Here is a 24,278-nt window from a genome sequence, read left to right as displayed (position 1 = left end):
TATTGATAAGAAAATTCTTCATCGAGGTAATTAAGGTATATTTTCCTACAAATTTAAGTTAATGAAATTTCGAGAATCAATTTGAATTATAAAATTGAAAATTGTCATTCTTTAATGTCTAGATTGTTACGAACACTCTCGATATTGCGAAAGAGAAGATTAAGGAAATTACTCTTTCAGACAGAAAATAATGACCAAATCGCCATTGGAAAGAGTGGTGAAAAAAAGGTAATCTATTCCGCCATCTTTTATTTTGAATCTATGTCTGATTTTCGCCACAGATTCTGGAAAGTTACGGGTAGTTACATTTGCCTTTTTTATTCCTTCTTTTATAATGGCTTTTTTCTGAAACGGAATCACTTTTTGAATCCTAAAAATCCGCCCGGGAAAATCCATCTTGTATTTTGAAGTATACAAATGAGTATTCGTGGCCAGTTTCTTTAAGTTGTACACTGGAGCAATGCTTTTAAAGGCACCTGATTTCAGAATGGCTGCATTAGGTTCGTAAAGGTAGGTGAGTGGTTCTGACGTTTCAGTTGATATTTGCCTTTCGGTATCTAACTGAAAAGAAAATTTTTGAATTTCGGTCTTGACAAAATTGACCGTATGTACAGCAACTTCGGTTTCTTCGCCTTTATCTATCAGCCAAAGTATTTCTTTTACATCATTATCAACGGCTACAATGTGTATCTGCTTTACTGAATTCAATTCTCTCATACCTGAAGATACATCAATCAAGGGTGAAGTTTTGATCAGTAGCTTTCGACATTTTGATAAGAGCAGGGGTAGATTTTCTACAATGTTAGGTGAACAATCAGAAAAAAGAAAAACCCGGTTGAGTGATTCATCGCGCCTTGACGGATCTAAATAAATGCAATCAAACTTTTCAGTGCTTTTTTGAAGGTGCTCGATGCCGTCTGCATTAATAGTCTCTACATTCTTTTTTTGGAGTTTTAAATAATTATGGGCTACAATTTTTGATAACTCTTGGTCAATCTCGCAGTGAATAATTTTATCAAATGAATTACTGAAATAAAACGAGTCGACACCGAAACCGCCCGTAAGATCAATGAGCGATTTTCCGCTGACCAAATCAGACTTGTATTCGGCCGTTGTTTCAGAAGATGTCTGTTCAATATTTAGTTTATTGGGGTAATAAATTTCTTTACTGTTGAACCAAGTAGGAAGTTTTTTCTGGCACTTTTCTCTAGCCACAATCTGCTCGGCCAGCTCTTTGTTGTCTATTCCATCAAAATATTGTTTTTTAAGCAGTACTGACATGATGTCAGTAGACTTTTTTTTACTTATAAATTCTTGAACACCAGATTTTAGTATGTTCTTATTCAAAATATGACTATAAGGTTTTGGTGAGGGATTTAACAAGCTTGTTCTCTGCTAAAAACTCCTTTAAAATCACCTTTATTGCCGTATATCCAGGTACTGCAACTATCATTCCGACGACTCCAAAAAGTAATCCGGCAATGATAATGATCAAGAATATTTCTAAGGGATGCGATTTAACGCTGTTTGAAAAAATAAACGGCTGGGAGAAGAAATTATCGACCAATTGACCTACCACCAGACCTATTAAAACGTAACCTGTTTTAGGTAAGATTACCGTGCTGAAATCCATTCCTAAATTGCTGGTCATGGTTAGTACTATCATAATCGCTCCGCCAATAAGAGGGCCTACATAGGGTATGATGTTGAAAAGAGCGCATAGAAAGGCGATTACGATAGCATTTTCAATTCCAATAATCAAAAGCGTAATGGTGTAAATGACAAAAAGAATAAAAATTTGCAGCAAAAGCCCCACGAAATAGCGCGATAGAAGATTGTTGATCTTTTCCATGGAGTTGACGGTTCCTGCTTCCCGATTTTGAGGAACAAAGGCTAAAATGCCTCTTTGGAACAACTTGCTATCCTTTAAAAAGAAAAAAGTAATGAACAGTACCGAGAACAGCCCGATGCTGGCAGAGCTTAAAACATTTAAAAAGGAGTTTAAGAAATTGGGTATGAACCCAATATCCAATCGGTCGATGATTGTTTTTTCCAGTTCACTTTCCTGTATTATTTCGCCCACTACTTCTGGAGTAGCCCCAAAATAATCCATAATCTCGAGGTAAAGTGTTCTGACGTTGGTTTGTAATTTATTGATATCCAGTAGCGACAAATTCTTTCCTTGCTCGGAAATCAAGGGAACGAAAAGAGATATGATTCCCGCTAAAATGGCTACCATAAACAACATGGTGAGAATGACCGCCAGTGTATTGGGCAATCTCAATTTTCGGCGCAAGAAAAGTACAATTGGCCTTCCGATTAAAGCGATAACTGCGGCAAAAGCCAAGTAGGCTATTACCGATTGAATCTTCCATAAAAAATATAGCAATAGCGCTATGCCCAAAATAATGCCAACGGCTCGTAATATACCTTGGGAGATAATCTTAGAGCTAATTTTTTTATTTACTTCCGCCATGGCATTTGATTAATTAATATTGCTCAATTCCTGAAAACATATGAAATAATATTCGCCCCCATTTGCAGTGCCTTCGTTCTAACTTCTTTCGGATCATTGTGCACAGTGGGGTCTTCCCATCCGTCACCTAAATCACTTTCCGTGGTAAATAACAAAACTAGCCGGTTCTCGTGAAAAATGCCCATTGCCTGGGGTCGCTTTCCATCGTGTTCATGAATTTTGGGCAACCCGTCGGGAAATGGGTAGGCGCTGTTGAAAATAGCATGTTCTCGGTCGAGTTCTGCAAGCTCTTTTTCGGGAAAAATGGTTTGTAGTGCTTTTTTAAGGTAAGGGGCCATACCGTAGTTGTCATCTATGTGCAAAAAACCGCCTGAATAAAGATATGTTCTTATATTCTCCGCTTCCTCTTCCGAAAAAACAACGTTTCCATGTCCGGTCATATGAAGAAACGGGAATTGAAAAATAGAGCTGCTGCCAGCTTCTACGGTTTCCGGTTTCTCGTCTATCGTAGTTTTTAAATTGGTATTGCAAAAGCGAATTAGATTCGGTAGTGCAGTTGGGTTGGCGTACCAATCGCCCCCACCATTATATTTTAATACGGCAATTTCTTGAGCGGCACTATAGTTTAAAGTCAGGGTTGCAATAAAAACCCATAATAAATAGTATTTCATTTGCTTAAAGTCTGAGCCTTGGCCTGATAATCAAATGTATGAATAATGCACCGGTTTAGATTGATAATTTTGAAGCAGCATTCCTTTCAATTCAATTAATAGTTCACCTTTCTTATTTTAATTATTTGTAAGCTAATTCGTTACAATCTCTTTTAGAAAGTTGTTTATCCATTATTGATAAGGTTAACGGTTGTGCAGGCTACCAAGGCAGCGGTCTCTGTTCTTAGACGATAATGACCGAGGGAGACGGGAAGGAAGCCTTTGTCGTAAGCAGTCTTAATCTCATGGTGTGAAAAATCACCCTCAGGACCGATCATTATGGTAATATCTTGGTCAGGGGCAACACGTCTTTTGAGGTCTACTTTTTCCTCATCCTCACAATGAGCAATAAATAGAAGTCCGCCTTTGTCACTCTCCATAAATTCAGAGAAAGTAATAGCATCGTTCAATTTGGGTAAATAAGTTCTTAAACTTTGCTTCATTGCCGAGAGAACGACTTTTTCAAGACGTTCTTTTTTAACGCTCTTTCTTTCTGAATGCTCGCAAAATATAGGTGTGATTTCATTGACCCCGATTTCGGTAGCTTTTTCTAGAAACCATTCAAATCTGTCGTTGGTCTTGGTCGGCGCAACCACCATATGAAACCAATGCATTTTTTGATGTTGTTTTTCAGAGGATGTGACTTCGGCAACACACTTCTTTGGCTCAGCCGACACAATAGTCGATTCAAATAGAAAGCCCTTGCCATTGGTAACTTTAAGGGTGTCACCTGCTTTTTTTCTTAAAACTCTTACAATGTGTTTGCTTTCCTCTTCCGGAAAGGTGAATTGCGATACGCTTTGGTCGAGATGAGGGTGGTAAAAAAGCTGCATGATTTAATTTTGGGTTATCTTGTATCGTGCCTTTGCGCTAACTGATTGGTTGGTAAAATCCATCTCGTTGAATTTTAGGTAACCAACAATACCAATCATGGCGGCATTGTCGGTGCAGTATTCGAATTTTGGAATGTAAGTTTTCCATCCTCGATTTTTTTCGGCCGTTCGAAGGGCATTGCGAATGCCCGAATTGGCAGAAACGCCACCTCCGATGGCAATATTTTTAATTCCGGTCTGCTTGACTGCTTTTTTCAATTTGTCCATTAAAATACCAATGATTGTTTTCTGTATGGAGGCGCAGATATCAACTAAGTTTTCTTCAATGAAATTCGGGTTTTTAGCGGTCTCTTTTTGAATGAAATAAAGAATACTTGTTTTTAATCCGCTAAAGCTGAAATTGAGTCCTTCGACCTTTGGTTTTGGAAATTGAAATGCATCGGCATTTCCCTCTTTGGCATATTTGTCAACTAGCGGCCCGCCAGGGTAAGGTAAGCCTAAAATTTTGGCGCTTTTGTCAAAAGCTTCACCCACGGCATCATCCAAAGTTTCGCCAAGTATTTCCATGTCAAAATAATCCTTTACAAGAACGATTTGGGTGTGGCCACCACTAATGGTCATCGCAAGAAAAGGAAACTCTGGTATGCCGTCTTCTTGACCTTCAATAAAATGGGCCAAAATATGTGCTTGCATATGGTTTACCTCAATGAGCGGCACGTCGAGTCCAAGGGCAAGAGATTTTGCAAATGAAGTGCCTACTAAAAGAGATCCCATTAAGCCCGGCCCCCTCGTAAAAGCTATGGCCGATATAAGTTTTTTGTCGATATTTGCCTTGTTCAAAGCTTGATGCACTACGGGTACAATATTTTGCTGATGTGCCCGTGAAGCGAGTTCAGGTACGACACCCCCATATTCCTCATGAATTTTTTGTGATGCGGTTATGTTGCTGAGCACATTTTTATGGTTCAGTATTGCGGCCGATGTATCATCACATGATGATTCAATGGCAAGGATGTAAATTGGTTCTTTTTCCACCGAGTTTGGAATAAAAGTTGGATGAGCAAAGGTAAAACATATTGATCCTATCAAAAAACTAAGAAAAATACTGGTTAGAACTGTTCTGGTGATCATTTTGATCTGTGTTCTAGGTACACTGGTGCTTTCTTTGCCTTTCGTTCAAACAAGCTTTGCTAAATATGCTACAAATACCATCAATAAAGACTTTGGGGTCAATATCAATATCGATAAGCTAAGAGTCTCCTTGATTTCTTGGGACACTAATTTGGAAGGTGTTTTTATCGAGGATTATAAAAAAGACACTCTTTTTTACATCGATAGGCTTACCACCTCGGTTTTGAGCATTAGAAATTTGGTCAACGGTCAATTAGAATTTGGTGATATTGATATTGAGAAGCTCGATTTTAAACTGAAAACTTATCGAGATGATAAGAATACCAATCTAGAGGTCTTTATCGATAAGCTTGATGATGGGCAGCCGAGAAAACCGGGCACACAACCATTTTTCTTTTCTTCTTCTCGCGTTAATATCGCCAACAGTACTTTTCGCCTGTTGGATGAAAATAGGGAGACTGAAGAAATGCTCAATTTTGCCGAGTTGAATATCGGTGCAAATGATTTTCAGATTTTGGGACCAGAAGTTAGTGTCTCTATTGAAGAAATGGCGTTTTTAAGCCAAAGGGGAATCAATGTTGAGCACATGACCACTGATTTCAAGTATACGAAACAGCAAATGAGCTTTGACTCCCTGTCCATAAGAACTCATAGCTCGCACTTGAAAGGAAATTTGATTTTTGAATATGAGCGAAAAGACTTTGCCGATTTCCTGAACAAGGTTAAGTTGACGGCCGATTTTGAAGATTCGGCAGTGGCCTTCGATGAAATCAATTTGTTGTATGATCAGTTCGGGAGGGGTAAAGAAGTTAATTTTTCTACCAAGGTAAGCGGTGTATTAAACGACCTGAACACCGAAGAACTGTTTCTTCAGTCGGATAATACGGGCATCAGAGGTGATTTCAATTTTAAAAATCTTTTTAGTCGTGCTGACCCTTTTATCATGAAGGCCGACATGAGAAATGTTACCTCGAGTTATTACGAACTTAGGTCATTAATGCCCAATATTTTGGGTAAATCTTTACCATCTTCCTTTCAAAAACTAGGTCAGTTCACTATTAGGGGTGATGCTCTTATTACAGAATCATCTATCGATGCCAAAGTTAACCTAAACACTGCCATTGGTAGCAGTTATGCTGATTTAGAGCTAGCCAATGTGAATAATATCGATAATGCCACCTATGAAGGTTTTGTTTCTTTGATTGACTTTGATTTAGGTGATTTTGTAGAAAATAAGCGTTTAGGCAAGGCCACCCTTGATTTTAATGTTGAGGGTAAGGGTTTTGTGCAAGAAACCTTGAATACCGAGGTAATTGGCGAGGTTTACTCGGTATCTTTTAATAATTATGAGTACACCGATATTAAGGTGAGTGGTATTCTAAAAGAGCAACTGTTCGATGGTACGCTGATCAGTAATGACGAAAATTTAAAATTCAGTTTTAAAGGGCTGGCAGACTTTGGGGAAAATAGAAATGACTTTAATTTCATTGCTTCTGTTGATTATGCCGACCTTAAAAAACTGAACTTCATCAACGATAGTATTTCCATCTTCAAGGGTAATGTCAACATGAACATTACCGGTAATACTTTAGATAATTTGATGGGTGACATCAATTTTACCAAAACGGTTTTTCAAAATAAAAATGACACCTACTATTTCGAAGACTTTAAAGTTTCTTCCAAATTTGAAAACGATTCTACCCGCATTATAGACATCAATTCCCCTGATATCATTACCGGGTATATGAAAGGTAGCTTCAAGGTTCGTGAACTCGGTAAGCTGGTGCAAAACTCATTGGGTAGTATTTACACCAATTATCGACCGTTTACCATTTCTAAAGGGCAATCGTTGGCCTTTAACTTTAAAATCTATAATAAGATTGTTGATGTTTTCTTTCCTGAAGTGAAATTTGACCCCAATACTTTCATTAGGGGTAACATCGTGGCCGATGATGGTGATTTTAAACTGAATTTTAAATCACCAAGTATCGTCGCCTATGGTAACGAGGCCGATAGTATTGATGTTAGAATTGATAACAAAAATCCGCTTTTCAACACGTTTGTTTCGGTTGGTGATTTGAAAACAAATTACTACGATGTTAAAGATTTTAGGCTGATAAATACCACTTTGAAAGACACTTTGTTCTTTAGAACCGAATTCAAAGGGGGTAGCAACCTAAACGATAGTTATAATCTTAATTTCTATCACACTTTTAACAAAGAGAATAAATCGGTTATCGGTCTGAAAACTTCTGATGTTAGTTTTAAGGGGAATACTTGGGTGCTGAACAAAGAGGGCAATGATAAGAACAAAGTCGTTCTCAATAGAACCTTAGATAGTATTAGTATTGAAGAAATTGTTATGAACAATAGTGAAGAGGAGCAAATTAGGCTCAGGGGAGAGTTGGCTGACTCGACTTACAAAGATCTTCAGTTACAGTTCAAGATTGTATCCTTGAATAAGATTACACCGGCCATTGATAGCTTAAAGTTACAAGGGGAGGTCAATGGTACTTTGAATATTCTACAAAAAGACAATGTTTACTTGCCTTCCTCAAATTTAGGAGTAGAAGATTTTTCGATAAACGATATCCGTTTGGGTGATTTGTCGTTGGGTATTGTGGGTAATAAAGATTTGACCGATTTCGTGGTCAACTCCCAAATAACCGATAAGGGCCGTGAAAAGCTGGGTATTGTCGGTAATATTCTAAATCAGGGTGATATGCCCGAGGCTAAATTATTAGTGAATTTCGACGGTTTTGATTTAGAACCCTTTGCTCCTTTAGGTGAGGATATACTAAGTAATATTCGCGGAGATGTCAGCGGTAACGCTCGTATTGATGGGCCAGTTAACAATCCGGATTTTAGTGGAATACTTACTTTAGATAATGCAGGCTTAGGAATACCGTATTTAAACGTTGATTATGACTTTGCGCAGAATTCAAGGGTGAACTTGACGAAGCAGACCTTTGATTTTGATCAGATCAGGGTCACAGACGTTGATAAAAAAACGAAGGCAACCCTAGACGGTACGATCAGCCATTCTTTTTTTGATAACTGGTTGCTTGATTTGAATGTTGATACCAATGACAATCCTTTATTAATACTTAATACGGAATATGAGGAAGAGGTTCTGTATTATGGTACGGGCTATCTAAACGGCAAAGGTAGAATATTCGGCCCGACCAATGCCCTTAATATAAATGTCGAAGGTAGTACCGCAGCAGGAACTTCGTTAAAAATACCTCTAAGTGATGTCGCTTCGATAGGCGATTATTCGTTTATAAATTTTGTTGGTAAAAATGGACACAATACTATAGAGGAAACAAGGGTAATAGACGAGTTTCAGGGCCTCGAGCTGACATTTGATTTAGACGTAACACCAGATGCTGAGGTTGAAATAGTAACCGACACCAAAACGGGCAGTTCATTAAAGGGTAGTGGGGTCGGAATTTTGTTGATAAGGATCAATACTAGGGGGGCGTTCGAGATGTATGGAGATTTCGTTGTAGTGAACGGTCAATATAATTACAAATTTGGTGGTGTAATCAATAAGACCTTTCAGGTGAAACCTGGGGGTACCATTGTATGGGATCGAGAGCCTTTAAAAGCAACGTTAGATTTGGAAGCCGTTTACTCTTTGAACGCCAACCCGGCACCACTATTGGACAATCCCGGTTATACCCGACGAATACCTACTGAGGTGGTCATCAAATTGACCGATGACCTGGAGAGCCCTGATATAGAGTTTAACATCGATTTTCCCGGTACCAACTCTATTATTCAGTCTGAATTACAATATCGATTACAAGATCCTACTGTTGAAGAGCAGAACGCCCTTTTCTTGCTGGCACAAGGCTCTTTTGTCAATGACCAGACAGGTATTAATCAACAAGCCGTGACTGGTAATTTATTACAAAGTGCCTCAGGACTATTGAACCAAGTATTGGGGGAAAATGATAAGTTCAACTTGGGTTTATCGTATGAACAGGGCATATTGGATCGAAACGCCGATTTTCAAACTGAAAACAGAATCGGTTTTACCGTAAGCACACAAATTAGCGATCGGCTACTTTTTAATGGAAAAGTAGGTGTACCGGTCGGCGGAACAACGGAAACCGTGGTTGCCGGAAATTTTGAAATTCAGCTCTTGTTAAACGAAGAGGGTACGTTAAGTGCCAAGTTTTTCAATCGTGAGAATGAGATTCAAGAATATCTGGCAGATCGGTTTGGTTATACGCAAGGCGTAGGTCTTCAATATGAGGTCGATTTTAATAGCTTTAGAGAGCTCTTTCGTTCGTTGTTAAGAAAAGAACCCAAAGAAGAGCCCAAGAAAAATCTGCCATCTACCAGCGCAACCCCGACAGCCGTTATGGGTAGGGATAGTCTTTTGCGATTCTATCCTAAAGGCAAAAACTTAAAGTAAACTTTAGACTTCTTTTGCGACTAAGTAATTGTGAAATAGAAGGCAAGAATCAGGTTGCAGATAACTGCCGAAAAATGCAAAATACTAGTAATAAGTTGTTTTAGTGATATTTGCTGGTAACATATTCTAAAATTCCTACGGAAACCTCAATTTTTAAAACGTTTTCGTAACAATCTTTGATGTAAATTTGATATTCATCTGGCTCCAAATTTCAAATAAGTTTGTTATTATTGCAACTTAGTTTTTTTTAATGGTTTCAGAGATAAAAAAGATAGGTGTACTAACGTCTGGAGGTGATTCTCCGGGCATGAACGCAGCCATCCGGTCAGTCGTTCGCACCTGTGCCTATATGAAGGTAGATTGCGTGGGCATCTACAGAGGGTATCAGGGTATGATTGAGGGTGACTTTAAACCAATGGATGCGCGTAGTGTAAACAATATTATAAATAAGGGAGGAACGATTTTAAAATCGGCCCGTTGTGATGACTTTAGAACCCCGGAAGGCCGTAAAAAGGCATATGACCAATTAATAGCAGAAGGTATAGATGCTTTCGTAGTTATTGGTGGAGATGGAAGTTTTACGGGTGCCATGATTTTTGGCCAAGAATACCACTTTCCCATAATAGGTATCCCCGGTACGATAGACAACGATATATTCGGTACCTCCAATACGGTAGGGTATGATACCGCAATGAATACCGTTGTTGAGGCAATTGACAAGATTCGAGATACGGCAAGTTCGCACAACAGATTGTTCTTTGTAGAGGTGATGGGCCGAGATGTAGGCCATATTGCGTTAAATACAGGTGTCGGTGCGGGTGCCGAAGAGATTTTGATACCAGAGCAAAACCGAGGTCTGGAGCGTTTATTGGAATCTTTGAAGAGAAGTAAGAAGTCCGGTAAATCATCAAGTATCGTAGTGGTTGCCGAAGGTGATAAAACGGGAAAAAGCGTCTTCGAATTAAAAGAATACGTTGAAGAGCATTTACCAATATACGATGTAAGGGTTTCCGTTTTGGGCCACATGCAAAGAGGTGGGGCACCTTCGTGTTACGATAGGGTACTTGCCAGTAGAATGGGAGTAAAGGCTGTTGAAAGCCTATTGGAGGGCCAGACCAATTTTATGGTGGGCGTTCAGAACAATAAGATTATTTTGACCCCGATCAGCAAGGCAATCAAGGGGCATACCAAAATTGATAAGGAGCTCATTAGGGTATCCGAAATAATGACAACATAATTAATCCTAAAAACAAGAACACATGTCAAATTTAAAAATAGGAATTAACGGATTCGGACGAATTGGAAGATTGGTCTTTAGGGAAACCGTTAGAAGAGAAGGGGTTGAGGTAGTAGCTATTAATGATCTTTTAGATGTTGAGCACTTGGCCTATCTTTTAAAGTACGATTCTGTACACGGAAAATTCGAAGGTAGCGTAGAGGTAAAAGATGGTAATTTGGTGGTGAACGGAACCACAGTGCGAATTACCGCTGAGCGCGACCCTAAAAATATTAAGTGGGATGCTGTTGGCGTAGAAATAGTTGCTGAATGTACTGGTATATTCACAACTCTTGAGACTGCTCAGTACCACATTGATGGTGGCGCGAAGAAAGTCGTGATCTCAGCGCCTTCTAAAGATGCGCCAATGTTCGTAATGGGCGTAAACCATAAAGAAGTAAAGTCTTCTGATACCATCGTTTCAAATGCATCTTGTACAACTAACTGTTTGGCACCATTGGCCAAAGTGTTGAACGATAACTTCGGTATCGAAGAAGGTTTAATGACGACCGTACACGCTACTACAGCTACGCAAATGACCGTAGACGGACCTTCTAAAAAAGATTGGAGAGGTGGCAGAAGCGCCATGTTGAACATTATTCCAGCTGCTACCGGTGCTGCAAAGGCGGTTACTAAAGTAATACCAGCCTTGGAAGGTAAATTGACAGGTATGGCATTTAGGGTTCCTACGGCAGACGTTTCTGTTGTTGACTTGACCGTAAAACTTGAAAAAGAGACTTCTTACGACGAAATCAAAAAAGCATTCAAAGAAGCCTCTGAGGGTGAATTGGAAGGAATTTTGGGCTACACTGAGGAAGCAGTGGTTTCTCAAGATTTCGTTAGCGATAAAAGAACTAGCATCTTCGACGCTGGTGCAGGTATAGAGTTGAACTCAAGATTCTACAAATTGGTTAGCTGGTACGATAATGAGGCCGGTTTCTCCAACAAAATGGTAGATATGGTGCAACACGTTGCTAGCGTTTAATTTTAAAGAGTTGTATATGGAAATCCTGAAAGTGAGCGATTTTTGCTTATTTTCAGGATTCTTTTTTAAACTGATTTTATGATTTTAATTGTAGATAGCGGCGCGACGAAATCAGATTGGATCGCTCTTGACGAAAAGGGCGACCAGCTATTTTTGACACAGACATTGGGCCTGAGCCCAGAAGTGTTGACCCGCGAAGTGATTGAAGATCGCTTAGCCAATAATTTTGAACTTTCTAGAAATAGGAAGGAAGTAACGCGCTTGCATTTTTATGGTGCCGGATGCGGAACCGATAGAATGAAGAAATTTTTAAAGAACATCTTTAAAGATTTCTTTCCGAATGCCATTGCCGATGTGAAAGAAGATACCTATGCGGCTATTTTTTCAACCACTAAAATTGGTCACCAAGGTATCGTCTGTATTTTGGGTACAGGTTCCAACTGTAGCTATTACGATGGGCATCAACTTATTCAAAAGGTGACTTCTCTTGGGTACATTCCGATGGATGATGGTAGTGGTAACTTCTTTGGGCGTAAGCTGATAAGAGATTACTACTTTCACAAAATCCCTCAAGACTTGGCCCTTAAATTTGCCAAGGAGTATGATCTTGATCCAGATGTCATCAAAGAGAATCTTTACAAACAGCCAAACCCCAATACTTATTTGGCCACCTTTGCGAGATTTCTGATTGAAAACAAAAACCACCCTTATTCCAAAGGAGTGATAGACAAAGGTTTTCAGCAGTTTGTCAATAATTACATCATGCAATTTGAATTGGCCACAAAAGTGCCAATTAACTTTGTTGGTAGTATAGCTCATTATTTAAAGGATGAGTTGACTACCGTGCTAGAAAGAAATGATTTAATCGTCGGTGTTATAAGACAGAGACCGATAGAGGGCTTGATGGAGTTTCACAGGGAAACCCTTTAAGTCTTTATTTCCGATACAGTAAGTAAAAGGCCCAAATGAAGGGCCTTTTTTATTTTATGGCAATCATCGAAATTTCTACGTTGACGAACTTGGGCAGATTTGCTACTTCTACGGTTTCTCTTGCCGGGGCGGTAGCTTCATCGAAGTAGGAACCGTATACTTCATTAACAGAACTAAACTTGTTCATGTCGGCAAGAAATATGCTACTTTTCACAACATTATCAAAACCCATATCAGCAGCATTCAAAATCGCTTTCAGGTTTTCCATGCATTGTTTTGCCTCTAGCTTTATATCTCCTTCTACTAAATTTCCAGAAACCGGATCAATAGGAATTTGACCTGAAATATATAGGGTATTTCCACTTAGAACAGCTTGGTTGTATGGGCCTATGGGGGCGGGTGCATTCTCGGTATTGATAATTGTTTTCATTCGAGCGTAATTTTATATTAAACCTCTATCGCTGGCTTCTATTTTCCCATTTAAGATCGCTAAGTATAGAACTTTTGATTCCAATGAAGAAGTACCAACGGGTGTATGTTCCGAAAGGTGTCCAGTTAAAATTCATTCTAAAACTCTTAAGGTCCCTTTCAAAACGTAGCTGTGTTAGGGTGAATCCTTTGTTTTTAAAATCGTATCCAGAAGAACCACCAACTTTCCAGCGGGGAGATAGTTCAATATCTCCGGAAAACATGAGTGAGTGGCTGCTAAACTCGTTCTGTCGCGCGGAATTTAAGTAGCTTGCGGAATAAGCCAGCCTAAAATTCCATGGTATTTTTGTGGCATAAGGTGGGTTTTCAATATCCTCATCTTCATCACGGTCATTATACTGGTCTTCAATGAGCTGATTATTGTAATTATCGGACCGGCCAAAGAGATCATCATCTCGACCCCCACTTTGCGCAACATAATCGTAGGCACCGGTTTCCTCTTCGTCCTCCTCATCATCTTCTTTGCGTCTTCCGAATGTTTCGCTATCGATGGAATAGCCCACATTTATATTTGCTTGTGTTAGCCTGAAAAGACTACCACCATTATCGACATTAAATACGTCTATTCTTCTACCGTTGTTGTCAATGGCGTAAGGGTCTAAGCCTGCCGAAAAGTTAATTGACATTTTGTTGTTCAAAATGTTCGTACCCCCGTTGACTCGCAAAGGGCTCAATTTCAATGAATCTGATTCGAAATTATAACCGGTAGAAATATTAAAGTTGTTCAGTATTGAAATCTTTTTGGGTTCGGTAGCCGTCGAATCTTTATCGGTCACCTTGGCCTCAAGGGTGTTGGCCAAAGAAAAGCTTAAACTATTCGATTTTCCTAAACTTGGGGCGCCGTTCAATGTTCCTTCAAACCGGCTGTATTGAACGACCTCTCCGGTATCGTTGTTCAGGTATTCATCATAAAACTGGTCAAAAGAGGGGGCATAACCGTAGCTTAAAGAGGGACGCATAACGTGGCGAATAGCTTGAATTTTCTTTTCTTCCCCAAAATTGAAAGTTCCATAAAGGGTTGTACCTACACTGGCACTCAGATTGTATCTGTTGTAACGGTCAAAACCAGGGATGGTATCTCTTACGACCGAGCCTAGTTCATCTCCCTCTCCCAGTTCATATCGTTGACGATAGGTTTCCAGCGTCCATACATCTTCATAGCTACCACCCATACTCACACTAAAAAACTTGGCCACCTTGAAGTTGGTACTGATGGGCAATCGATGTCTGGCCCCAACCTTGGCATCGTCGAACATGGCGGCTTTTAAAAAGTCTTCGTCATTGGTCGTTAGCTGGTTTCTGGCATTAACATCGTACTGAAAGTTGATATTTTGTAAAGCTCCCTTTTTGATCCCATCCCTTTTGGCAAAGGGGAATATACGTTCAACACTGGCCTGAAAGGTCGGAAGCGTCATTTGTATGTTTTTTTCGTCAGGATTGGCCCTCGCCGAGGCACTCGTGTTTTGAGAGTGAGAGGCCGTTAAGCTCATATTCACCGAAGGATAGTTCGGAAATGTCTTTGAATAGGATATCGACGATGATAAGGTGTTGTTCTGAGTAAGAGGCAAGTTGACTTGGTTCAAAGAATTTTGATAGTACGAGCTACTTCCTAAGTTGACGTTGGCGGAAAACCTTGAGTTGGGACTTGCCTTGGTATCTTGTGAGTGAGACATCTGGAAATTCCATATTTTTTGATTTCCATAGTCATCAAAACCTCTTTGGCTGGTAACCAAGTTTTCGTACCTAAAGTTGATGTTACCTCGATACTTATACCTTTTCGTATAAATGGTTGCCGTTCTAAAGCCATAACTACCATTTGTATAAAAGTCACCTGTGACGGTCAAATCTGCATATTCACTAAATGGCAAGTAGTAACCACCATTTTGTAAAAAATACCCTCTATTGGGATCGTTGCCAAAGGTGGGCATCATTAACCCCGCAGTTCGCCCGACCGTTAATGGAAAATAGGCAAAAGGCAGTGCAACAGGGGTGGGTACGTCGGCGATATAAAGGTTGCTGAAACCTGCGATAACCTTCTTTTTAGGAACGAATTTCGCTTTTCTGACTCGAATGTAATAATCAGGGTTAACGGTATCTTTTGAGGTGGTTATCTTCGCTTCGCTCATGAAATAGACCGAGTCGTTCTCTTTTTTGGTGGTTTCGGCATAAACCTTCATTGCGTCGCTGCCCAACTGCCCCAAACCGGCCTGTTGCTCGGTTCGAGAATTAAAAATAAGGGCCTTTTCAGTATCGAAGTTAAAGCGAATACTGTCTGGCCGCACCTCATTGTCGCCTTGTTTGAAAAAAGGAAGCTGTGTGTAATTGCCCAACGAATCTCTTATTCTTCCCGCATAAACCTCGTTTTTTACGTAATCCATCACAATAATGCCGGCTTTTAGTTCGGTATCTTGGTAGTAGATTTCGGCCTCATTGTACAAATAGATTTTCTGGTCGCTTTGACTAAGTTTTACATAGTCTTTGGCCTTGTATTTTATTTTATCCAAAAGCATCGACTGCGTTGTTTTGACCGTATCTTGAGCTGTACTATCTTTTTGACTAGCAGTTTGTTGTATAGGGCCAGGGAAGAGTGGCGCGATAATTGTGTCTTGTTCTGCTTTGATTGGTAAGGGGATGACGCCATCTTCCTGGGCAGCGGCCGAAAGAACACCGAGTAATAGCAATGCCATTAAAAGAAAAAAGTGTTTGTTTGATTGCAAGGCTATATATCCTATTTTTGTAAGCGTTTGGCCAGACTTTCGGAGGTCAAACTTACATATATTTTTTCTTCCGCTGATAGGGCGTTACCATAAATTTAACCATAATGAATGCATCGAAATACAGTGTAATTATGTGTTTGTCGAAGTTAAGATTACTTCTATTTATCGCATTGGCACTACCAATTTATATTTTTGGCAAAAATAAGGCTACATTTCAAAATGACGATAAATTTACCGTTGTTTTGGATGCGGGCCATGGTGGCCATGATCCTGGTAATTTAGGTAACGGTTATTTAGAAAAGAACATTGCCCTCAATATTGTATTGAAGGTGGGTTCTATTTTAGAGAAGAATCCGAATATCAAAGTGGTGTACACCCGTAAAGACGATACTTTTGTTGATCTTTATGTTCGAGGGCAAATAGCCAATAAGGCGAATGCAGATGTTTTTGTTTCGGTTCATTGTGATTCGCATACCTCTAATGCGTATGGTGCCGGTACCTTCGTTTTAGGTCTTCATGCCAACAAACAGAATTTTGAGGTCGCCAAGAAAGAGAACTCGGTTATTTATTTGGAGGATAATTACCAAAATAGATATGCCGATTATGATATTAACTCGCCGGAGTCTATAATTGGGTTGACCATTATGCAAGAGGAGTTTTTAGATAATAGTATAGCCCTCGCCAAGACAATTCAGGATAATTTTTCTGGTAAGTTGAAAAGAAACGATAGGAAAGTGAAGCAAGCTGGTTTTATCGTATTGCATCAAACTTTTATGCCCAGTGTCTTGGTCGAAACTGGCTTTTTGACAAACAAACAAGAAGGCGCTTACTTGAATTCTAAAAAAGGCCAATCTGAAATGGGTACGGCCATCGCCGATGCTATTGTTGCTTACAGAAACAATGCAATGGGTAATATCGCCGACTTTGATCCAGTTGTTGAGACCAAAAAAGAGTTACCTGTTGAAGATAAGAAACCAGATGAAAAACAGGTAGTTGAAACCGCGAAGGAAAACAAAGAAGTGGCTCAGCAAGAATCACCGACCATAAACAGCTCTGTCACGAAACCGGAAGATAATGCGGGTAAGGGTGCTGCAGAGATAATTGAAGAGGCCCAGAAAAGTTCTGAATCTGACACCAATAAGCAAAATACTGGTAGCGCTAAAGCTGAAAAGGCTTCATCGAACAATAATCCATCGGCCGAGTCCAGTGAAGACTTGATAATATATAAGGTTCAAATCATGGCTAGTGCCAAAGACCTTCCATTAAGACCAGAATCCTTTAACGGCCTTAATTTAGTAGCCAAAGAACCTTACAAAAACTTGTATAGATATGTGTATGGTAGCACCAGGTCGTTACGCGAGGCAAAAATGTTGAAATCAAATGCAGATTTAAAAGGGTATAAAACTTCGTATATAGTGGCTTACCGGAATGGAGAGCGTATACCGTTTAAAGAAAGTTTGAAATAGCCGCAACAAGTTTGGTGCGCCCTTCCATAAATTATTTCTAATTTTGTTAAGGACACAGAGATTTTAGGTAGTCCCTATTAACCCAAAAAATTGACATTTGAAACTATCAAGGGAAATTAAGACAGGTATCATTGTAATTGGTGGTATTTTGTTGTTCATATTAGGATTTAGCTATTTAAAATCTTCTCCGCTCTTCGAAAACGGTAAGACTTTATATGCTGTTTATAAAGATGTTGGTGGCTTGCAAACGGGTACACCTGTAACTATCAACGGATTTGCAGTCGGTAATGTAACCGATATAAGTTTTAAAGATCAAGACGGTAGTCTTTTGGTCACATTTTTCGTTAAAAGCGATTTTAATTTCTCCAACCAAAGTTTGGCCGAGCTTTATGATACAGGTATTATCGGTGGAAAAGGCATTCAGATAAAACCCGTATTCGATGGGTCGCCAATGGTGAAGTCTGGCGATACACTTCCAAGCCAATCGCAACCAGGTTTAACTCAACTAGTACAAAAACAGTTGACCCCCCTTCAGAAAAAGGTTGAAGGAGCTATGACCAATGCAGATACCTTATTAAGAAATGTGAACGATGTTCTTGACGAAAAGGCAAGGCGCGATTTGAGAGAAACCCTTAGTGGCCTAAATACCACGGTAGCTAGCTTTCAGAAAAGTGCCGAAGTTTTGAATAGAATTTTAAGCAACAACGAGGGCAAACTAGAAGGCTCTTTAAAGAACTTTGAAGAACTTACGGCCAACTTTAGCAAACTTTCAGATTCTCTGAACAATGCAGGTTTGGGTAGAACACTAGCAAGTCTAGAGTCGACAATGGCGAATCTGAATACCTTGATGGCCAGAATTGAAAGGGGAGACGGTACGTTGGGTAAACTGATGAAAGATGAAGAGCTTTACGCAAACTTGAACAATGCTTCGAGAGAATTGGATTTGCTCTTGCAAGATTTTAGGTTGAACCCCAAGCGCTACGTGAATGTATCTGTATTCGGGAAAAAGCAAAAAGACTATGAGTTGCCTGAAAATGACCCGGCAGCCGTACCGAATGAACAAGAACAATAATGGAATACCTGCCTAACATATTATTCGGTGTGTTATTGATTGCGGGAATTGGTTTTTTCTCCCGTAACGTAAATTCATTGCTTCGCAATATCAAACTGGGCAAAGATGTAGACGTATCTGATAATAAACCACAGCGCTGGCAGAACATGGCTAGAATTGCCTTGGGTCAGACAAAAATGGTGGTTAGGCCTGTTGCAGGGCTTTTACATATTATAGTATATCTGGGCTTCATTATAATAAACATTGAAGTTCTGGAAATCATCATAGACGGGCTCTTAGGTACGCATAGAGTGTTTGCTCCGTTGGGTAGCATTTATAATTTCTTGATTGCCAGTTTTGAAATACTTGCTCTTCTGGTAATAATTTCGGTAACGGCATTTTGGGTTCGAAGAAATATTATACGCTTAAGCAGGTTTATAAAGCCTGAAATGAAAGGTTGGCCTAAGAAAGATGGCAACATGATTCTTTACATAGAATTTGTTTTGATGATTCTATTTCTTACCATGAATGCTGCCGATTTTCAGCTTCAACAATTGAATGCCGAACACTATACCCAGGCAGGGGCATTTCCTATAAGTCAACATTTGGCTTCTCTTTTTCAGGGTATGGAGGTTTCATCACTTATAGTCATCGAAAGAACGGCATGGTGGTTACATATCATTGGCATTCTCGTTTTTCTTAATTACCTGTATTATTCAAAGCACTTACACATATTACTTGCTTTTCCGAATACTTACTATGGCAAAGTGGTTCCTAAAGGTAAGTTCAAAAATCTTGATGCCGTTACCGACGAGGTCAAGCTAATGCTCGACCCTTCTGCGGACCCTTTTGCAGCTCCAGCGGAAGATGAAGGTGAACCAGGCAAGTTTGGTGCCTCCGATGTTTCCGATTTGAATTGGGTTCAACTATTGAATGCCTACACCTGTACGGAGTGTGGTCGTTGTACCGATGAATGCCCGGCAAATCAAACTGGAAAGAAACTATCTCCTCGTAAGATTATGATGGATACAAGGGATAGGTTGGAAGAAGTAGGAAAGAACATTGAGAAAAACAAGGGTACTTTTGCTGATGACGGTAAGCAATTACTTGATGATTATATAACACGAGAAGAGCTTTGGGCCTGCACTACGTGTAACGCTTGTGTTCAAGCTTGCCCGGTCAGTATTGATCCTTTATCCATAATTATGGATATGCGCCAATATTTGGTGATGGAACAATCTTCGGCACCGTCCGAACTCAACAATATGATGGGCAATATCGAGAACAACGGTGCCCCTTGGCCATTTAATCAAATGGATCGATTGAACTGGGCAAATGATTGATGTAATACTTCTGTAAAAAGAAAAGAATAACAAAAATGGCAAATGATATAAAAGTGCCTACAATGGCCGAACTTTTTGCTGAAGGAAAAAGTCCTGAAGTACTTTTTTGGGTAGGTTGCGCTGGTAGTTTTGACGATAGGGCCAAAAAAATAACAAAGGCCTTTGTACAGCTTCTGGCCAAGGCCAATGTCTCTTTTGCCGTTTTAGGAACTGAAGAGAGTTGTACGGGTGATCCGGCCAAAAGATCTGGTAACGAGTTTCTGTTTCAAATGCAGGCCATGACCAATATAGAGGTGATGAATGCCTATGGCATAAAAAAAATAGTAACCGCTTGCCCTCATTGCTTTAACACCCTTAAAAACGAATACCCTGGTCTTGGAGGAACTTATGAAGTGGTTCACCATACCCAATTTTTGAAACAACTTTTTAACAATAATAGAATTTCTTTAGAAGGTGGTAAGTTCAAAGGAAAACGAATTACATATCATGACCCTTGTTACCTTGGTCGGGCCAATGATGTTTACGAAGCTCCAAGAGAGCTCATTCGTAAGTTGGATGCCGAACTGGTAGAAATGAAAAGTTGCAAGCAACGAGGTCTTTGTTGTGGTGCCGGTGGTGCACAAATGTTTAAAGAGCCTGAAAAAGGCGATAAAGATGTAAATATCGAGCGAACCGAACAGGCACTAGATACGAGCCCGGAAATAATTGCAGCAGCCTGCCCTTTCTGTAATACGATGATGACAGACGGTGTTAAGAACAAGGAAAAGGAAGATAAGGTTGCCGTTATGGATATTGCTGAGCTATTGGCTTCAGCGGGAGACTTATAGATAGCAATTGAACGAATGGAGAGATTAAATTTTTGATTAAAAATAAATATGCTAGTAGAGTTCAAAAGTTTGCCCGAAACTTCAAGGGTTTGGATTTATCAATCCAACCGGCCTTTTTCTGAAGAAGAAATGTCTGAGTTAAGAAGTGAGCTAGATGCCTTTGTAGAACAATGGACGGCGCATGGTAGTTCGCTTCGCGCCGGTTACGAAATAAAATACAACCGATTCATTATTTTAGGTTTAGACCAATCCGTAAGCTCGGCTTCCGGCTGTTCGATTGATGCTTCAGTTCATTTCATTCAACAGCTACAGCAAAAGTACAATGTAGATTTATTGGATAAGATGAACGTCTCTTATAAACAAGGCGAATTCATTGCTTATAAACCTCTTGCCGATTTCAAAAAAATGGCAAAGCAGAAAGCAGTTTCTAAAAATACGGTAGTCTTTAACAACTTGGTCAATAACAAGCAAGAGTATGAAGAGTTTTGGGAGGTGCCTGCCTCTGAAAGTTGGCATTCTAGGTTCATGTAAATTTTAATTCCCATTTGTTAAGTATTGATTTCATTATATCTGTTCGATGAAATGCAATATTTTTTTTAGTTTTCAGTTATTGCCATAGACCAGTTGTTCACTATGCGTTTTTTCATACTTTTCCCCATACTTTTATTTGTTTTGAACGGTGCGTTTGCACAGAAAAATCCCTTGGTTACTTCTGATAGCCTCGACCAAAAGAATTGGGTAGATGCCAAATATAATTCCTTGACTTTAGATGAGAAGTTGGGGCAGTTGTTTATGGTGATGGTCGCTTCTGATCAAGGTAAGTCGAGTACGGATCAAATTAAAAAGTTGATTGAGGAAGAGGGTATAGGTGGTGTCATTTTTTCGACCGGAGGACCGGTTAGACAGGCCAGACTGACCAATGAATATCAACAAGCCTCAAAATTGCCCTTGCTTATTGGCATGGATGCCGAATGGGGACTTTCTATGCGTTTGGATTCTACGTATGCTTTCCCTTGGAATATGACATTGGGCGCTATAGAAGACAATACTATTGTGGCCGATGTCGGGCGAAGAATTGGTGAGCATGCAAAAAGATTGGGTGTGCACATCAATTTTGCGCCTGATTTAGATATTAACACCAATCCTAAAAACCCCATCATAGGTAACCGATCGTTCGGTGAAGATAGAGAGAACGTCGCGGAGAAAGGAATTGCGTTTATGAAAGGCATGGAGAGTGCCGGAGTTCTTTCAAGTGGAAAACATTTTCCTGGCCATGGTGATACAGCTACTGATTCGCATCACGCATTACCTTTGATCAATTTTAGCCGTAATCGTTTAGATAGTCTTGAACTTTATCCTTTTCAAAGATTGATTGATGAGGGGCTTAGTAGTGTAATGGTGGCCCATTTAGAAGTACCTGCATTTGAACTACAAGAAGGGTTGCCCTCATCACTTTCGGAGCAGGTGATTACCGGAATTCTTAAGGAAGAAATGTGTTTTGAAGGGTTGGTTTTTACCGATGCCCTCAACATGAAAGGAGTCACTGAATCAAGAAAAGATGGAGAGGCCGAACTGGCCGCTTTTATGGCCGGTAACGATATCTTACTCATGCCTACGGAAATTGAAAAGGCAAAAGAAAAGTTGACCAAAGCCTATAAAAAAGGAAGAATCTCAGAAGAAAGGTTGGCATATTCGGTCAAGAAGATTCTGATGGCCAAATACAAAGTGGGTTTGAATCGATATCAACCTGTTCAGGTTGAGAACCTATATAATGATTTGAATTCGCGGGAAGATGACTTATTATACGAAGAGGCAATAGAGAATGCGATTACGGTGGTCAAGAACGATTTCTTTTTGATGGGAATCAAGAGATTGGAGAACAAAAAAATAGCATATGTTAAATTTGGTGATTCCGACAGCGATGTGTTCGTTGAAAGCTTAAATAAATACACGACCGTAACCCAAGTCAATGCTGGCGATATCAATACTTTAAAAAAGAAGTTAGAAGATTTTAATTTGGTAATCGTGGGCCATCATAAAAGCAATGAAAGCCCTTGGAAAGCATATAAGTTCAGCGAAAAAGAATTGAACTGGTTGAAGGAAATTGCCGCAATGCGAAGTTCAAACCTTATTTTATCCGTTTTTGCAAAGCCTTATGCTTTATTAGATGTCCCGTCTTTTGATAATATAGATGGTGTAGTTGTTTCTTACCAAAATAGCCCGCTGGCGCAAGAGAAAACGGCCGAAGTAATTTTCGGTGCTATTTCGGCCAATGGAAAATTACCAGTAAGCGCTCATAAAGAATTTCCCGTAAACACGAAGATAGAACTAAAATCACTATCAAGATTGGGGTATAGTTTTCCTGAAAGGGTGGGTTTCGACCCGAATAAATTAGCGGAAATCGACCACTTGGTACAGGATGGACTTGATTCTTTGATGTTTCCAGGAGCGCAGGTATTGGTGGCCCGAAAAGGAAAAGTTGTATATAACAAGGGCTTTGGCAAGCCTACATATAATTCAAAGGACAGTATTAAATCGAATAATATTTATGATTTAGCTTCCATTACCAAAATATTGGGAACATTACCAATGATTATGAAGATGGAGGAAGACGGTGATATTGCCCTAAACGATACTTTTCAAGACCTGATACCTGAATATGCTCATTCAGAACTTAAAAATGTTACCGTTCTAAAAGCGCTTTCGCACTACGGGAGACTACCTGCATGGATTGCTTTTTATGTAGACACGTTGGATAAGAACAGGAAACCATCCGATGAATTTTATCGAACCGCCCCTGTAGATGGCTATTCTATAAAAGTGACAGACCATTTATACTTGACCGATGCCTACCGAGACTCTATTTATAATAGAATAGGCAGGCAAGAATTAAAATCTAACCGGTACCGCTATAGTGATGTGGCTTATTACGTAATGAAAAAATACATCGAGGATAAGAAAGGTAAGCCACTTGATAAGCTGGTTAATGATTTTCTATATGCCCCGATAGGAGCCTTCAATACCAGCTATAATCCCCTTGAAAAATTTTCTAAAGAGCGTATTGTACCCAGTGAAGAAGATAAATATTATCGTTATGAAACCGTTCAGGGCTATGTGCACGATATGGGAGCAGCTATGCAAGGTGGGGTAGGAGGTCATGCCGGCCTTTTTAGCAATGCTGAAGATGTGGCCAAAATAATGCAAATGTACCTACAGGGTGGCTATTATGGCGGCACTAGATTTTTAGACAACCGAACGGTAAAAAAGTTCAATACCTGTTATTTCTGTGATAACAATGTCAGAAGAGGGGTAGGGTTCGATAAGCCCCAACTAGAAGAAAAGGGACCTACCTGTGGCTGTGTTTCCAGAAAAAGTTTTGGTCATAGTGGGTTTACAGGAACGTATACATGGGCAGACCCTGACGAAGAGCTTGTGTACGTCTTTCTTTCAAACCGAACCTATCCTACGGCATCTAATACCCTATTAGTAAAATCAGGTCTTCGTACGCGTATACAGCAAGCTATTTATGATGCTATGGTACAGTAGCTTTAGAAGGCGTTAACTAAATCTTAACTATGTCGTTTTGAAATTACGAAAGCGGCATAACGACATAGATAG

General features: G+C 39.7%; 17 protein-coding genes. 10 read left to right on the top strand and 7 right to left on the bottom strand.

Going from position 1 to position 24,278, the window contains the following annotated elements:
* Positions 1–168 precede the first annotated feature (168 nt).
* The 5 genes from IL356_RS17980 to tsaD all read right to left on the bottom strand — a co-directional run bounded on the left by IL356_RS17980 (position 169) and on the right by tsaD (position 5,054).
* The gene (locus tag IL356_RS17980; RefSeq protein WP_121850741.1) at positions 169–1,347 is read right to left on the bottom strand and encodes a class I SAM-dependent methyltransferase; all 1,179 of its coding nucleotides are present in this window, start codon (positions 1,345–1,347) and stop codon (positions 169–171) included.
* Between the two features lie 7 nt (positions 1,348–1,354).
* On the bottom strand, positions 1,355–2,455 hold the full coding sequence (locus IL356_RS17975) for an AI-2E family transporter (RefSeq protein ID WP_121850742.1): 1,101 nt from the start codon (positions 2,453–2,455) through the stop codon (positions 1,355–1,357).
* 44 nt (positions 2,456–2,499) lie between these two features.
* Positions 2,500–3,147: a DUF4159 domain-containing protein gene (locus IL356_RS17970; RefSeq protein WP_121849482.1), complete on the bottom strand. Its 648-nt coding sequence runs from the start codon at positions 3,145–3,147 to the stop codon at positions 2,500–2,502.
* A gap of 164 nt (positions 3,148–3,311) precedes the next feature.
* Entirely contained in the window at positions 3,312–4,019 is a 708-nt protein-coding gene (locus IL356_RS17965; RefSeq protein WP_121849481.1) for a 16S rRNA (uracil(1498)-N(3))-methyltransferase, read from the bottom strand.
* Between the two features lie 3 nt (positions 4,020–4,022).
* A complete protein-coding gene (gene tsaD, locus IL356_RS17960) occupies positions 4,023–5,054 on the bottom strand; it encodes a tRNA (adenosine(37)-N6)-threonylcarbamoyltransferase complex transferase subunit TsaD (protein ID WP_121849480.1) in 1,032 nt (343 codons plus the stop codon).
* Between the two features lie 91 nt (positions 5,055–5,145).
* On the opposite strand from tsaD, the gene IL356_RS17955 reads away from it, so the two are divergent.
* The 4 genes from IL356_RS17955 (at position 5,146) to IL356_RS17940 (ending at position 12,767) form a co-directional block, all read left to right on the top strand.
* Positions 5,146–9,576 carry a translocation/assembly module TamB domain-containing protein gene (locus IL356_RS17955; RefSeq protein WP_240467945.1) on the top strand — a complete coding sequence of 1,477 codons (4,431 nt, stop codon included), beginning with the start codon at positions 5,146–5,148 and terminating at the stop codon, positions 9,574–9,576.
* Between the two features lie 250 nt (positions 9,577–9,826).
* The gene (gene pfkA, locus IL356_RS17950; RefSeq protein ID WP_121849479.1) at positions 9,827–10,813 is read left to right on the top strand and encodes a 6-phosphofructokinase; all 987 of its coding nucleotides are present in this window, start codon (positions 9,827–9,829) and stop codon (positions 10,811–10,813) included.
* 22 nt (positions 10,814–10,835) lie between these two features.
* A complete protein-coding gene (gene gap / locus IL356_RS17945) occupies positions 10,836–11,837 on the top strand; it encodes a type I glyceraldehyde-3-phosphate dehydrogenase (protein WP_121849478.1) in 1,002 nt (333 codons plus the stop codon).
* A gap of 78 nt (positions 11,838–11,915) precedes the next feature.
* On the top strand, positions 11,916–12,767 hold the full coding sequence (locus IL356_RS17940) for an N-acetylglucosamine kinase (protein WP_121849477.1): 852 nt from the start codon (positions 11,916–11,918) through the stop codon (positions 12,765–12,767).
* Positions 12,768–12,816: 49 nt separating this feature from the next.
* On the opposite strand, the gene IL356_RS17935 is transcribed toward IL356_RS17940, so the two are convergent.
* On the bottom strand, positions 12,817–13,197 hold the full coding sequence (locus tag IL356_RS17935; RefSeq protein ID WP_121849476.1) for a RidA family protein: 381 nt from the start codon (positions 13,195–13,197) through the stop codon (positions 12,817–12,819).
* Positions 13,198–13,222: 25 nt separating this feature from the next.
* On the bottom strand, positions 13,223–15,943 hold the full coding sequence (locus IL356_RS17930) for a putative LPS assembly protein LptD (protein ID WP_225621547.1): 2,721 nt from the start codon (positions 15,941–15,943) through the stop codon (positions 13,223–13,225).
* A 134-nt stretch (positions 15,944–16,077) separates the two neighbouring features.
* On the opposite strand from IL356_RS17930, the gene IL356_RS17925 reads away from it, so the two are divergent.
* The 6 genes from IL356_RS17925 to IL356_RS17900 all read left to right on the top strand — a co-directional run bounded on the left by IL356_RS17925 (position 16,078) and on the right by IL356_RS17900 (position 24,206).
* Complete coding sequence (locus IL356_RS17925) at positions 16,078–17,439, top strand: N-acetylmuramoyl-L-alanine amidase (RefSeq protein WP_225621546.1); 1,362 nt, start codon at positions 16,078–16,080, stop codon at positions 17,437–17,439.
* Between the two features lie 97 nt (positions 17,440–17,536).
* Entirely contained in the window at positions 17,537–18,511 is a 975-nt protein-coding gene (locus tag IL356_RS17920) for an MlaD family protein (protein ID WP_121849473.1), read from the top strand.
* Complete coding sequence (locus IL356_RS17915) at positions 18,511–19,833, top strand: (Fe-S)-binding protein (protein ID WP_121849472.1); 1,323 nt, start codon at positions 18,511–18,513, stop codon at positions 19,831–19,833. The genes IL356_RS17920 and IL356_RS17915 overlap by 1 nt, the downstream gene beginning before the upstream one ends.
* Positions 19,834–19,868: 35 nt before the next feature.
* Positions 19,869–20,660, top strand: a complete 792-nt coding sequence (locus IL356_RS17910) for a (Fe-S)-binding protein (RefSeq protein ID WP_121849471.1) — start codon at positions 19,869–19,871, stop codon at positions 20,658–20,660.
* Positions 20,661–20,708: 48 nt separating this feature from the next.
* Positions 20,709–21,191 (top strand): ABC transporter ATPase, encoded by a 483-nt coding sequence (locus IL356_RS17905; protein ID WP_121849470.1) that lies wholly within the window; start codon positions 20,709–20,711, stop codon positions 21,189–21,191.
* Positions 21,192–21,293: 102 nt separating this feature from the next.
* On the top strand, positions 21,294–24,206 hold the full coding sequence (locus IL356_RS17900) for a glycoside hydrolase family 3 N-terminal domain-containing protein (protein ID WP_121849469.1): 2,913 nt from the start codon (positions 21,294–21,296) through the stop codon (positions 24,204–24,206).
* Positions 24,207–24,278 lie beyond the last annotated feature (72 nt).

It is taken from the genome of Euzebyella marina (assembly GCF_014855515.1).
In the GTDB taxonomy this organism is placed as follows: Bacteria; Bacteroidota; Bacteroidia; order Flavobacteriales; family Flavobacteriaceae; genus Euzebyella; species Euzebyella marina.
This window is presented reverse-complemented; position numbering and strand designations above follow the sequence as displayed.